Annotated in this window: 11 protein-coding genes; 8 read left to right on the top strand and 3 right to left on the bottom strand. The window is 60.7% G+C overall.

The features are described from left to right. The first annotated feature begins 16 nt into the window (after positions 1-16). Together AC13RC_RS17955 and hemH are read left to right on the top strand one after the other, a co-directional pair. Entirely contained in the window at positions 17-2,119 is a 2,103-nt protein-coding gene (locus AC13RC_RS17955; RefSeq protein ID WP_488558004.1) for a 5'-nucleotidase C-terminal domain-containing protein, read from the top strand. Between the two features lie 96 nt (positions 2,120-2,215). After that, positions 2,216-3,250 carry a ferrochelatase gene (gene hemH / locus AC13RC_RS17960; RefSeq protein ID WP_488558005.1) on the top strand — a complete coding sequence of 345 codons (1,035 nt, stop codon included), beginning with the start codon at positions 2,216-2,218 and terminating at the stop codon, positions 3,248-3,250. 34 nt (positions 3,251-3,284) lie between these two features. On the opposite strand, the gene AC13RC_RS17965 is transcribed toward hemH, so the two are convergent. Beyond that, a complete protein-coding gene (locus AC13RC_RS17965) occupies positions 3,285-4,193 on the bottom strand; it encodes a S1C family serine protease (protein ID WP_113330449.1) in 909 nt (302 codons plus the stop codon). A gap of 299 nt (positions 4,194-4,492) precedes the next feature. Between AC13RC_RS17965 and AC13RC_RS17970 the strand changes: the two genes are divergently transcribed. Both AC13RC_RS17970 and AC13RC_RS17975 read left to right on the top strand, forming a co-directional pair. Further along, the gene (locus AC13RC_RS17970) at positions 4,493-5,509 is read left to right on the top strand and encodes an SPFH domain-containing protein (protein ID WP_488558006.1); all 1,017 of its coding nucleotides are present in this window, start codon (positions 4,493-4,495) and stop codon (positions 5,507-5,509) included. Between the two features lies 1 nt (position 5,510). After that, positions 5,511-5,969, top strand: coding sequence for an NfeD family protein (locus AC13RC_RS17975; RefSeq protein WP_113389186.1), 459 nt, complete (start codon positions 5,511-5,513; stop codon positions 5,967-5,969). Here AC13RC_RS17975 and AC13RC_RS17980 read toward each other — a convergent pair whose 3' ends face one another. Next, on the bottom strand, positions 5,970-6,965 hold the full coding sequence (locus tag AC13RC_RS17980; RefSeq protein WP_113389187.1) for a KpsF/GutQ family sugar-phosphate isomerase: 996 nt from the start codon (positions 6,963-6,965) through the stop codon (positions 5,970-5,972). Between the two features lie 197 nt (positions 6,966-7,162). Here AC13RC_RS17980 and AC13RC_RS17985 point away from each other — a divergent pair, with 197 nt between their 5' ends. After that, complete coding sequence (locus AC13RC_RS17985) at positions 7,163-8,680, top strand: outer membrane beta-barrel protein (protein WP_488558007.1); 1,518 nt, start codon at positions 7,163-7,165, stop codon at positions 8,678-8,680. Positions 8,681-8,772: 92 nt separating this feature from the next. Here the strand turns inward: AC13RC_RS17985 and galU are convergent, their stop codons facing one another. After that, entirely contained in the window at positions 8,773-9,660 is an 888-nt protein-coding gene (galU, locus tag AC13RC_RS17990) for a UTP--glucose-1-phosphate uridylyltransferase GalU (RefSeq protein WP_095435793.1), read from the bottom strand. Between the two features lie 203 nt (positions 9,661-9,863). On the opposite strand from galU, the gene AC13RC_RS17995 reads away from it, so the two are divergent. The 3 genes from AC13RC_RS17995 (at position 9,864) to AC13RC_RS18005 (ending at position 13,346) form a co-directional block, all read left to right on the top strand. Next, positions 9,864-11,087, top strand: a complete 1,224-nt coding sequence (locus AC13RC_RS17995) for a lytic murein transglycosylase (RefSeq protein WP_145631919.1) — start codon at positions 9,864-9,866, stop codon at positions 11,085-11,087. Between the two features lie 79 nt (positions 11,088-11,166). Further along, entirely contained in the window at positions 11,167-12,357 is a 1,191-nt protein-coding gene (locus tag AC13RC_RS18000) for an SGNH/GDSL hydrolase family protein (RefSeq protein WP_488558008.1), read from the top strand. A gap of 239 nt (positions 12,358-12,596) precedes the next feature. After that, positions 12,597-13,346, top strand: a complete 750-nt coding sequence (locus tag AC13RC_RS18005; protein WP_488558009.1) for an aminoacyl--tRNA ligase-related protein — start codon at positions 12,597-12,599, stop codon at positions 13,344-13,346. The last annotated feature ends 45 nt before the right edge of the window (positions 13,347-13,391 follow it).

A 13,391-nucleotide genomic window follows, 5' to 3' on the forward strand; every position in this document is an offset into this window, starting at 1 on the left:
CCAACAGGAGAGACAGATGAAGCAGCCCTTCGGAGTGGGTCTTTTGGCCGCCACGCTGCTGGCGCTGAGTACCAGCGCCGCCTTCGCGGACTATCAGCTCAACATCCTGCACTTCAACGATTTCCATTCGCGCGTCGAATCGATCAACAAATTCGACGCAACCTGCTCTGCAGCCGAAGAAGCCAAGAACGAGTGCTTCGGCGGTGCGGCACGGCTGAAAGCCGCCATCGACCAGCGGCGTGCCGCCCTTGCCGGCCAGAACGTAGTCGTCCTTGATGCCGGCGACAATTTCCAGGGCTCCCTGTTCTACACCACCTACAAGGGTGCGGCCGAAGTCGAGTTTCTCAACGACATGAAGATCGACGCCATGACGGTCGGCAATCACGAATTCGACGATGGCGAAGGCCCGTTGGCCGCCTTCCTCGACAAGGCGCAGTTCCCCGTTGTAACGGCCAATCTGGTAGTCGACGACCAATCGAAGCTCGGCAACCGCATCAAGAAGTCGATCGTGCTCGATATCGGCGGCCAGAAGATCGGCATCGTCGGTGCGGTGACCACCGAAACGCCTGAACTCGCCTCCCCCGGCCCGCATGTGAAGATCACCGACGATGCCGCCGCAATCAGCGCCGAAGTCGACGCGCTGAAATCGCAGGGTGTCAACAAGATCATCGCGCTCACCCATGTTGGCTATCCCCGCGATGTCGAGAAGATCGCCAAGATCGCCGGCGTCAGCGTCGTTGTCGGCGGCCACTCGCATACGCTCCTGTCGAATACCGACCCGAAGGCAGCCGGCCCCTATCCGACCATGGTCGACAATCCGGCCGGCTATAAGGTCCCCGTTGTACAGGCCGCGTCCTACAGCAAATATCTCGGCGACGTCGTCGTCACCTTCGATGACAATGGCGCCGTCAAGGACGCCAAAGGCGATCCGATCCTGCTCGATTCCTCCATTAAGCCGGATCCGACGATCCTGTCACGCGTGCAGGAGATGGCAAAGCCGATCGAGGAACTGCGCAAGAAGGTCATCGGTAATTCGCAGGGGCCGATCGAAGGCGCGCGTGAAGTCTGCCGCGTTCGGGAATGCTCGATGGGCAATCTTGTCGCCGATGCGATGCTTGACCGCACCAGGACGCAGGGCATTTCCATCGCCATCCAGAACGGCGGCGGCCTGCGTGCCTCGATCGCCGCAGGCGATGTCAGCATGGGCGACGTGCTGACCGTGCTGCCCTTCCAGAACACGGTTGCAACCTTCCAGCTGACCGGAGCCGACGTGAAGGCGGCACTCGAAAACGGCCTCAGCCAGATCGATGACGGGGCGGGCCGCTTCCCGCAGGTCGCCGGCCTCAAATACAGCTTCGACAAATCGAAGCCGCCGGGCAGTCGCCTCGTCTCCGTCGACGTACAGGAAGGCAGCGAGTTCAAGCCGATCGGTCCCGAAAAGACCTACGGCGTTGTCAGCAACAACTACATGCGCGCCGGCGGCGACGGCTACGCCGTCTTCGCCAAGGACGGCAAGAACGCCTATGACTTCGGCCCCAATCTGGAATCGGTGGTCGCCGATTATCTTGGCGCACACAATCCGTACAAGCCTTACACGGACGGCCGCATAACCCAGATAGCCTCGGCGGCGCCAGCTGCGCAGCCGGAACCCGCAAAGCCGGCGGACACCACCCAGCAGGCAGCACCAGCGCAGACGCCCGCACCGGCCGCTGGAGATAGCGGTGGCGCGTCGTCCACGACAACCCCTCCGGCCTCCTCGCCTCCCACGGTGACAACGCCAAGCACCACCATGCCGGCAAACCCGGCGGCTGCGCCGTCTGCCCCGGCAAAATCGGATCCGGCAGCCTCGACACCCGCCACCTCAGCTCCAGCGGCTGAAACGCCGGCTGCGTCTTCACCCGCGACCACGGCTCCGGCAACAGCAACGCCGGAGGCCAAGGTCAACGAGCCGCCAAAGACGCCGACAACCCACATCGTCGTCGCCGGCGACACGTTCTGGGATCTTGCCAAGACTTATTACGGCAATGCCAAACAATGGCACAAACTCGTGGCCGCCAATCGCAATATCAAGCCGCATCATCTGGTGGTTGGCGAAAAGTTGAAGATTCCGGCCAAGTAAGACGATTTGTCTCGCTTGCTCCAGCCGGTCCGGGCTTTCCCGGACCGGCTTTTGTTCTTATGTGAAGTGCTTCATATCTTGAGAGGAATTCAATCGATGACAGCAGCCCTGACCACGCTTCCGCCCGATCACCCTAGCGTGAAATACGGCAAGGTCGGCGTGCTGCTCATCAATTTGGGAACGCCCGACGGCACCGACTACTCCTCGATGCGCCGCTACCTCCGCGAATTCCTGACAGACCGCCGCGTCATCGAGTGGTCGCGTTGGAAATGGTATCCGATCCTATTCGGCATCGTGCTTAACACCCGACCGCAAAAGGTCGGCAAGGCCTATGAGACGATCTGGAACAAGGATAAGAACGAGAGCTATCTGCGCACCTATACGCGCAACCAATCCGACCTAATGGCCGAGCGGCTGCGCGACCTGCCCAACGTCAAGGTTGACTGGGCCATGCGGTACGGCGAGCCCTCGATCGCCGATCGCATCCAGGCGCTGAAGGACGATGGCTGCGAGCGCATCGTGCTCTTTCCGCTCTATCCGCAATATGCGGCGGCAACGACGGCGACCGTCAACGACAAGGCCTTCGAGAAACTGCAGAAGATGCGCTGGCAGCCGGCGATCCGCACCGTGCCGCAATATCACGACGACGAGACCTATATCGAGGCGCTTGCCAATTCCGTCACCCGCCACCTCGCGACGCTGGACTGGCAGCCTGAAAAGATCATCGCCTCCTTCCACGGCATTCCCATGTCCTACTTCAAGCTGGGCGATCCCTATTACTGCTTCTGTCAGAAGACTGGCCGCCTGCTGCGCGAGAAACTGGGTCTTTCCGAAGATCAGTTCATGGTCACCTTCCAATCGCGTTTCGGCCCTGAGGAATGGCTGCAGCCCTATACGGACAAGACGGTGGAAGAGCTTGCCAGGACAGGCACCAAGCGTATCGCCGTGCTCAATCCCGGCTTCGTCTCCGACTGCCTTGAGACGCTGGAAGAGATCGCCGAACAGGCCGCTGAATCCTTCCACCACAATGGCGGTGAGAAATTCAGCCACATTCCCTGTCTCAACGACAGCGAAGACGGCATGAACGTGCTGGAGAAGGTGGTACGGCGGGAGCTGCTCGGCTGGACGTAACGAGACCGCCGGGATTGATCCCGGCGACGCGATCCTACTGAAGCTGCGGCTTTCTGAGGAAGCTGCCGCGGTCGGCGGATTTGACGCGCAGCCAGGCCTCGCGGCCGTCGCGCAATACGCGCATGGGGATCTCGGAGCCAGCCGGACCGCTCTCCCAGATCTTGCGGTAGAAATCCGCGAGCCCATCGACTTCGCCATCCCGGATTTCCGAAATGACGTCGCCGCGACGCAAGCCAGCCTTGGCGGCCGGACCACCCTCGGTGACGCTCATGACGACGACTTCGCCATTGCTTTCGGCCGAGAAGGCACCGAGCCAAGGCCGCGGCGGCTTGTTGACGCGGCCGCGCTTGATCAGATCGTCCAGGATCGGCATCAAAAGGTTGATCGGCACGATCATGTTGATATCGGCGCTGTCGCCGTTCTGGGTCGCCATCTGCAGATGCAGCGAGCCGATGCCGAGAAGCTTGCCGTCCTCATCGATAAGAGCCGCACCTCCCCAGGATGGATGGGCGGGTGCCGTGAAGATCGCCTCGTCGAGCAGATATTCCCAATAGCCGGCGAATTCCTGCTTTGCGACGATCTTCGCCTCGACAAACTGGCCGATCCCGTCAGCGATGACGACTTCATCACCGATCTCAGCCTTGTCGGTATCGCCAAATTCGAGGGCGGGCACATCGAGAGGCCCGAGCGCCTGCACGAGGCCGAAACCCGTTTCCTGATCGTAGGCAAGCGCATGACCGGGCACGACACGGCCGCTATTGGTCGTGAGCCAGACCTCGTCGGCTTCGGTGATGAGATAGCCGATCGTCAATACCAAGCCGTTTCCGCGAATGACGACGCCGCTGCCTTCCCTGCGTGTGCCGAGGGTTGCCGCCGTGAAGGCGTCTTCCGGAATTGAGGCGTGCACGGCCACAACCGACCGCAAGGTCCTATCTAAGTTCATAGCTTCACCCTGATAATGCGCTAAGGCTGACCCGAAAAGCTGCGTGGCAGCGGAGCCGGAAATCTCCATATAAAGTATGAATATCAATCGCCGGACGCAAGACCCAGACGGTGATTGGTTGACCTGCCTCATAGCAAAACGCCTGCTGTAGCCCCATTCCTCACTTGCTGAGAACATGCTAACCCACCACATAAGATTGAGCTGCCGCCTCGTGAGCTCGACCGAGCATAGCGAGGCCAAACGGTAGCATTTTAGGCGACGCGAGCCTGCTCAGACAGCCGCGTCCATGGAGGAGTTCGATGGTAGTGGGTGGTTTCAGCATCGTTGTGATTGCCTTGGTGGTCTTCGTCATTCTGGTGCTGTTTGCGGGCATCAAGACCGTACCTCAGGGCTATCGGTACACAGTTCAGCGCTTCGGCCGCTATATCCGCACGCTGGAACCGGGGCTCAACCTGATCGTGCCCTTCATCGAAACAATCGGGGTGCGGATGAACGTGATGGAGCAGGTGCTGGCCGTGCCGACGCAGGAGGTCATCACCAAGGACAATGCGAGCGTATCCGCTGATGCAGTCGCTTTCTTCCAGGTGCTGAATGCGGCGCAGGCCGCCTATCAGATCACCAATCTGGAAACCGCGATCCTCAATCTCACAAAGACCAATATCCGTTCCGTCATGGGTTCTATGGATCTGGACGAGCTTCTGTCCAATCGCGATGCCATCAACGAACGACTGCTGCGCGTGGTCGATGAGGCGGTAGAGCCCTGGGGCATCAAGGTAACACGCGTCGAAATCAAGGACATCCAGCCGCCGAAAGACTTGGTTGACGCCATGGGCCGACAGATGAAGGCCGAACGCGAAAAGCGCGCCCAGGTCCTGGAGGCGGAAGGCCTGCGCAACGCGCAGATCCTCCGCGCTGAGGGTGCAAAGCAGGCAGCCGTCCTACAAGCCGAAGGCCAGCGCGAAGCCGCCTTCCGCAACGCCGAGGCCCGCGAGCGCCTGGCCGAGGCCGAAGCCAAGGCGACCCGCGTCGTATCCGAAGCGATTGCCGAGGGTAACGTGCAGGCGATCAACTACTTCGTTGCCCAGAAATACACCGAAGCCCTGACCGCGATCGGCTCCGCCAGCAATTCGAAGATTGTCCTCATGCCGGTGGAGGCGAGCTCCATCATCGGCTCGCTCGGCGGTATCGGCGCCATCGTCCGCGAAGTCTTCGGCGACAATGGCGACGGCAACGGCGCGACGCAACCGGCCCGGCCACGCTCCGGCCCCGTCCGCACAACGCCAACGATCAATCCGCTGCCACCGAAGGAGAGCTGAGATGTTCGACAATCTCATCGTCGAACTCGGCCCCTGGAGCTGGTGGCTCGCTGGTCTGGCGCTGCTTGCCGCCGAACTCGTCTTGCCCGGCTTCTTCTTGGTATGGATCGGGCTCGCCGCGATCATCGTCGGCGCCTTGTCGCTTCTGTTTTGGGAAAGCAGCTTCTGGGTCTGGCAGGTTCAAGGGCTGGTCTTCGCCGCCATGGCTGTTATCGTCACCCTGCTCGGCCGCCGCTATCTCTATAACAACAACCAGGTGACCGACGAGCCGTTCCTGAACCAGCGCGGTGCCAGCCTTGTCGGGCGCACGGCAACGCTCGACCAGCCGATAGCCGAAGGCCGTGGGCGCATTCGCCTCAATGACACTTATTGGACCGTCAGCGGGCCGGACTTGCCGGTCGGCACCCGCGTCAAGGTGGTCGCCAGCAACGGCCGCGAGCTCACCGTCGAGCCTGTCTGATCAGGCGACGCCGATCCGCAGCAGATCGTGGAAGTGCACCAGACCGATCGGGCGCCGCTCGTTGTCGACAACGATCAGCGCGGAAATATTATGACGATTGAGCACGGCCATGGCGCTCGTCGCCAGCGTCGTTTCCTTCACCGTCTTCGGATTGGGGGTCATCACCTCGTCCACCAGCTTCTCCGCGAGGCTGGTGCCGAGATTGCGGGCGATATCGCCATCGGTGACGATGCCGCACAGGCAACCGTCATCATCGACCACGCCGACGCAGCCGAACCGCATCTTCGATAGCGTCATCGCCGCTTCCGGCATACCGGTTCCGAGCTTGACGAGCGGCACACGGTCGCCCTTGTGCATGATATCGGCCACGTGCGAGAGGCTGGCGCCGAGTTTGCCGCCCGGATGGAAGGTGCGGAAATCCTCGGCGGTAAAGCCGCGTGCTTCCAGAAGAGCGACGGTCAGCGCATCGCCGATCGCAAGCTGCAGCAGCGTCGATGTCGTCGGCGCCAGACCGTGCGGGCAAGCTTCCTGCTCCTTGGGGAGCAGCAGCACAACATCCGATTCACGCGCAAGCGTAGAAGTCTCGCCGGCGGTGATCGCGATCATCGGGATCGAGAAACGGCGGGAATAACTGATGATGCCGCGCAGCTCGGCGCTCTCGCCGCCCCAGGAGATGGCAATGATGACATCATCCTGCGTGATCATGCCGAGATCGCCGTGATTGGCTTCGACCGGATGCACAAAGAAGGCCGGCGTTCCGGTGGATGCCAGACTTGCGGCGAGCTTGTTGCCGATATGGCCGCTCTTGCCGACGCCGGTGATGACGACACGACCTCTAATATCGCCGATGAGCTCGACGGCGCGGCTGAAGGGCTCGGCCAGACCATTGGTCAGTGCGCGTTCCAGCGCTTCCATGCCCCGTCTCTCGGTCTCGATCGTTCGCATTGCGGATTCGATCGCACCGTTCTCGATGAGTCTTACAGCTCTCTTATTCATGAGCGAGGCCTAACGCTTTTCTGCAAATCTGTCCACCAAAGATCGACTTATGGCGATACGGCAGCCTGCAGCGCCTTCCCGACAAATATTATCGAACCCTTTCTTGTCGCCATCACTTGGCAACCAAGCGTTAACCACGCGGCTTTACACTTGGGTAAGAATTTAGGTCATTTCCAGCAGGGTCAGATATAAACAACATGGGCATCGGCAAGGACAAGGCGGGTCATGGTGCCTTCCGGCTGGCGGCATGGGCGACCTCCGCCGTGCTCGGCTGGGGTATCGCATTTGCCGCACCGCTGCCGGTCAACGCGCAATCCTTGCCATCCGACCAGAACGCCGACGATACCTTGCCAGCGTCGACGACGGCATCTCCGACCGATCCGAATGCCGCACTCAACACCGACAACCAGGCGGCCACGCCAACAAACCAGCCGTCGACCTCCAGCAACGCACCCTTGAACGCGCCGCTGCGCCTCACCGGCATCGACCCTACAACCACCGGCTCGACGCTGGATAACGATCTGCGCCGCGTGAACCTGCGCGAACCAAGCGTTGATGACCTGAGAGCCCGCCGGTATCCGGATCGGGCAGATGCACAGGGCATCCCGCTCGGCACCTTCACTCTGAAGCCTTCGATCAACCAGTCGATCAACATCGAGCGGGATCGCACCGGCGACACCAAGGATAACCGCGGCTTTTTGCAGACCGACTTGCGCAGCACCCTGACTTCGGACTGGGACAGACATGCCCTGACCGTCACCGGTGAGGGCGTCTGGCAGAAGAACATCAGCGGCACTGGCGAGGAAAAGCCAACCGTCAACCTCAATGCCGACCTGCGTCTGGATCTTCCCGCCGACACGACTGCGCATGTCACCGCCGGCTATCAATTCTACCGTGAGGACACGAGCGATCCGAATGCGATTGCCGGCGCATCGAAGCAATCCGCCGTCAACCAATACACGGCCGGGCTCTCGCTGGAACGCGATTTCGGCCTGCTGCGCGGCACGACGGCCGTGGCGCTGACACGCAGCGTCTATTCCGACGCCGTGCTTTCGGATGGGACGACGGTCACCCTCAGCGATCGCAATCAGACGGCCGGAACCTGGCGCGGCCGCATCGGCTACGAGCTGTCGCCCGCCATCATTCCCTTCGTCGAAGTCACTCTCGGTCGCGCCGTCTACGATCAGACGCGCGACAGCAACGGTTATGCCCGCTCGAACCAGAGCTATGGCGGCAAAGGTGGCGTCGAATTCGACCTCGGCGAAAAATTCAAGGGCGAGCTGGGCTTCGGCTACCAGCACACACAATTCGACGATTCGCGCCTGGGCTCGGTCGACTCACCGACGATCGACGGCAGCCTCGCCTGGTCGCCGCAGCGCGGCACCGATATCAGCGTCGGCCTTTCGACGACCGTACAACCGTCGACCACGGCCGGCCTCAGCGGCTACACCGCTTATCAGCTCACGAGCACCATAAGCCATCAGCTGCGCGACGATCTCACCGCCAAGCTGACGGGAGGCCCGACGTGGCGAAATTACCCCTCCAATGGCAGCGCCGCCGACGAAATCGAATACGACGCCGCTTTCGGGCTAACCTGGGGGATCAACCGTTACCTCGATCTTACCAGCAATGTCGGTTATCAGCTGACAACGAGGGATGTGGGCGACAGCACTCGGCAGTTCCAGGCCGGCCTCGGTTTGACGGTAAAACGCTAGGCACCGCCTTCGCTTAGATCCAAACTACCAGCTCAAATGAATCGAGGCCCGGCATATGCCAGGCCTCAAGATTTTCTCAAAAGGTCGGATCCCTATTTCAGGGCTGCGATCAGCGCCTTGAACTCGTCCTCAATGGTCGGGCGGATGTCGTCACGCGCCAAGGCGAAGGCGACGTTGGCAAGGATGAATCCGTCCTTTGCGCCACAGTCGAACGTCTGGCCCTGGAAGTGATAGCCGGCGAAATCCTGCGTCTTAGCAAGCTTCAGCATGCCATCCGTCAGCTGGATCTCGTTGCCGGCGCCGCGCTCCTGGCTTTCGAGGATACGGAAGATTTCCGGCTGGAGGATGTAGCGACCGTTGATGAAGAAGTTGGACGGAGCCGTGCCCTTGGCCGGCTTTTCGACCATTTCCGTGATGCGGAAACCGCTGCCGATCGTCTCGCCGACGCCAACGATACCATACTTATGGGTCTGATCAGGCGCACATTCCTCGACGGCGATGACATTGCCGCCGCTATGCTCATAAAGCTCGATCATGCCCTTCATGCAGCCCTTTTCGGCGCGCATGACCATGTCGGGCAGCAGCAGCGCAAAAGGCTCGTCGCCGACGATCTCGCGGGCGCACCAGACGGCGTGACCGAGACCGAGCGGCTCCTGCTGACGTGTGAAGCTTGCCGTGCCGGCCTTCGGCAGCAGGCCGCTCAGCAGCGACAATTCGGCATTCTTGTTACGCTGGCGCAGCGTCTGCTCAAGCTCGAACTGAATATCGAAATAATCTTCGATAACATGCTTGCTGCGGCCGGTAACGAACACGAAATGCTCGATGCCCGCTTCCATCGCCTCGTCGACGACATACTGGATCACCGGCTTATCCACGACGGTCAGCATTTCCTTCGGCACCGCCTTGGTCGCCGGCAAGAACCGCGTCCCTAGTCCGGCGACCGGAAATACTGCCTTACGAACCTTCTTATGCTGTCCCACGCATACCTCCTGGGCATTAAATCAGTTGGCACAAAGCCATTCTAAAGGTCAGTAGATTAGATTTGCTACTGTTTTGCAAATAATGACTGACGCAAACTTCCATGGTAAAGAATTTGTTGACTTCGTTCGTTTAGCGTCACGCATGGGCCGATGCAACGCGCATCGCCGCACCGAAATCCAACGATTGATGGACAAGGCTGTAGATGACCGTAAACCGCAAACACTCCCTTCGTGGTCTCGCTCTGGCGCTCGCGCTCGGCGCCTTGGCGGGATTCCTTCCCGTTAACGCCAATGCTGACCCTGGGTTCCAGAAATGGATCGCGGGCTTCTACGCCACCGCCGCAAAGAGCGGCATTACGCAATCCACCTATCGCAATGCATTTGCCGGCGTAACCGACCCGGACCCCACGGTGCTTGAAAAGGCGCAATACCAGCCGGAATTCAAGTCCCAGATCTGGGATTACCTCGACTCCCGTGTCAATCCCTATACGGTCGATATTGGCCGTAAGATGGCGGTCAAGTACGGGTCCACACTGCGCACGCTCGAACAGCATTTCGGCGTCGATCGCAATATCATGCTGGCCATCTGGTCGATGGAGTCGAATTACGGCGAGGTTCTCGCCAAGAACGATCGGCTGCATTATGTCCCCCGCGCGCTGGCGACCCTTGCCTATGCCGATCCGAAGCGGGCGAACTACGCCAAGAAGCAGCTCATCGCCGCCCTGAAAATCCTGCAGAAGGGCGATATCTCGCGCAAGGACCTGAACGGCTCCTGGGCCGGCGCCATGGGCCATACGCAGTTCATTCCGACGAGCTATCTGCTCTATGCCGTCGATGCCGATGGCAGCGGCCATGCCGATATCTGGAATTCCGTTCCGGACGCCCTGGCGACAACAGCCAATCTTCTCGCCAAGAATGGCTGGGATACCGGCCGGACGTGGGGTTACGAGGTGGTCGTGCCGCCCGGTGGCAACGCCCAGGCCGGCAAGACGCATACGATCGCGCAATGGGCGGCCCTCGGTTTCGTACGTCCCAACGGCAAGGGTTTCCGCACGACCTCCGACCGTGCGCAGTTGAAGATGCCCGGCGGGCCGAACGGTCCCGGCTTCCTGATGACCGGCAACTTCTTCACCATCAAGCGCTACAACGCCTCCGACAGCTATGCATTGGCCGTCGGTCTGCTCGCAGACCAGATCGCCGGATATGGCGGCATGCAGCAATCCTGGCCGCGTCCGAGCGGCGCGCTCGACGTCAAGCAGAAATTCGAACTGCAGACGCGTCTGAAGGAGCTCGGCTATTATGACGGCGTGGTCGACGGGAATTTCGGCTCGGGCTCGAAGGCCGCAATATCGGCTGTCCAGCAGCGCATGGGTATGGATGCGGACGGCGAGCCTTCGATGAGCCTGCTGAAAGCATTGCGCAAGTAGGCCGCCTCCAGCGAATCCGGATCGCCAGGACGATGAACTCGTCATTCCGCGGCCCGGACTCGTGAGCGGAAAAGAAGCTATGATGAAACACTCTGCCCGCGCGACCAAGGCAACTCTAAGGATTGTTCTGACGGCATTTCTCAGCGTCGTCATCGCGCTTGGCTGCCTGCAGAATATGGCGCAGGCGCAGGAGCGGCCGCGGCGGAACCTGTTCGATATGCTGTTCGGCACCCGCGAGCCCGATTACCCGGATCAGCCCATCGAGCAGCCGCCGCCACGACGCAAGGTGCAGCCGAAAAAGCGGCCAACCCCGCCGCCGCGCCAGCCGGTTGCGCAGCCTGAAACGCCACCGCCCGCAGAAAAGCTCCCCGATGCCAAGACCATCCTTGTCGTCGGCGATTTTCTGGCAAGCGGCTTGGCAACCGGGCTGGAGGATGCCTTCTCCACCTCCCCCGGCGTCGTCATCCAGTCCCGCGGCAACGTCGCCTCCGGTCTCGTGCGGCAGGATTATTACAATTGGCCGCAGCAATTGCCTGGCATGATCGATCAGCTGAAACCGGCCATGGTCGTCGTCATGATCGGCGCCAACGACCGCCAGCAGATGATCGGCGACGGGCTCAACGAGAAATACGGCACCGACCCGTGGTTCCTCGCCTATGAAGAGCGCGTGCAGCAATTCGCCAAGCTGGTGACGAGCCACCATATTCCGCTGCTCTGGGTCGGCCTTCCTTCCTTCGGCTCCGATCAGCTGACCGCCAGTGCGGTCAAGCTCAATCAGATCTATCAAAGCCAGACCACCAGCGTCGGCGGCGAGTTCATCGACATATGGGACGGATTTACCGACCAGAGCGGCGAATTCATCGTGACCGGCTCCGATATCAACGGCCAGCAGGTCCGGTTGAGAACGGCCGACGGCGTCAATCTGACGGCAGCCGGTAAGCGCAAGGTCGCTTTCTATCTGGAGAAATCCGCACGCCGGATCCTGGGCGATCAGGCAAGCCCAGACATCACGCGCCTGGACACGGGCAATCCGCTGCCTGCGCAACAGGCCAATCTTCCCGGCGCAGAACCGGAAAAGATTACCCGCACGCAGCCGATGAGCCTCTCCGATCCCGATCTCGACGGCGGCTCGCAGCTTCTCGGCAGCAACCCTGCTCCTGCCGCAACGACTTCATCGCCACGCGATCTTCTGGTCGAGAAGGGGCTGATGGATCCGGCGCCTGTCGGCCGCGTAGACGACTACCGATTGCCGGGATCGGTTGCACGATAGGCGACCTGGAGGCGGTTTGACAACGCGGCGCCCCGCCAATAGAAGAACTGCATGAGCACCAAAAGCGCAGATCAGATCGATCGTTACCGCACCTGCCCGCAGGTTGCGGTTTTGCGCGCTTTCTCCGGCCGAGGTCTCCGCGTCCAGTCGTGACAGCCGGAGGCGTTGATGCGTCCGGCGGCTGCTGGACGTAAAGCCCTCAACCTCAAGACTTCAACGTTGCCCATGGAGAATGGCACGTGCTCAATATCTATAACGTCAATTCGCTCGTTCACTGGGAAGAGCGGGACATTAAACTGCGCGACGATTTCATCCGCTTCTTTTCCGATGAAGTCGCGAACTTCCTGCGATCGGCAAATCCCGCCTGGAGTATGCGAAGGGTCGAAGCACCGACTCTGATGCCTCGAAACCTCGTTTCGGACGCCTATTCCAACTCAGACATATGGGTGCAGGAGCAAATGTCGAACACCGAGACCGAACTTGTGCTGCGGCCGGAAACGACATCTTCAACCTATGCCTACATGCAGCATCTTCTCGGAAACCATTCCAGAACAAGGCTGCCACTATGCGTCTGGCAGGCGGGAAAATCCTATCGCCGGGAACAGGACCAACCGAGCAAGCATGTGCGGCTCAAGGAGCTCTGGCAGCTCGAATTCCAATGCGCCTTCACCACCGATAGCGGCAACGATTATCACTCTGCCTCCCTTGAACCGGTCCGCCGGATGATCGCCTCGGTCGTCCATCTGCCGACACGGATCGCCCCATCCGATCGGCTTCCGGCCTATTCCGAGGTGACGATGGATATCGAGGTCGATAACGGCGATAAATGGATGGAGGTCTGCTCGATCTCGAAACGCACGGATTTCCCTCAGCGCTACCGCAGCCAGCCGAAGAAGGGGGCCGCGATAGACCATGACGTCACGGTGCTCGAAATCGCCATCGGCCTCGATCGCTGCATCTACAACTGGAATATCGCCGCAAGCCGTTAACGACAAAGGCCGGATTCATCGAGAACCCGGCCTTCAATAACTTTG

The sequence above is a fragment of the Martinezella sp. CNPSo 3890 genome (assembly GCF_057784455.1).